At 63.0% G+C, this 365-nt stretch carries 1 pseudogene; it reads left to right on the forward strand.

From position 1 onward, the window contains the following. Window positions 1-150: 150 nt before the first annotated feature. Window positions 151-365 (forward strand): annotated as a pseudogene (locus AC1DKD_RS42500) (quinone-dependent dihydroorotate dehydrogenase); the annotation flags it as partial.

The following is a 365-nucleotide window of genomic DNA, read 5'->3' on the forward strand; positions in this document are numbered from 1 at the left end:
GCCGTAAAGGTGTGGGACTCGAAATCAGCCCCCAGGATGTCCTGCTGCCACTGCATGCCCTCATGCTAGACCGGCCCGCCGCGGTCCGCCGGTCCGTTCGGCCGCTTCACCGTTTTGGTGTGGCGCCCCCGGAGACGTGAAACTAAAGGCATGCGCGTTTATCCCACTTTCTTCAGGCTGGCCTTTTCATGGATGGACGCCGAGCGCGCCCACAAGATCGGATTCAAGGGCATCCGGCTCGCGCATGCGTCGGGAGCAGGGAGGGTCTTGCAGAAGCTGACTGCTCCGGCAGCGTCGCTGCAAACCACCGCCTTCGGCGTGACTTTTCCTTCGCCGTTCGGGCTCGCTGCGGGTTTTGACAAGGA

It is taken from the genome of Cupriavidus sp. 05T313 (assembly GCF_056396665.1).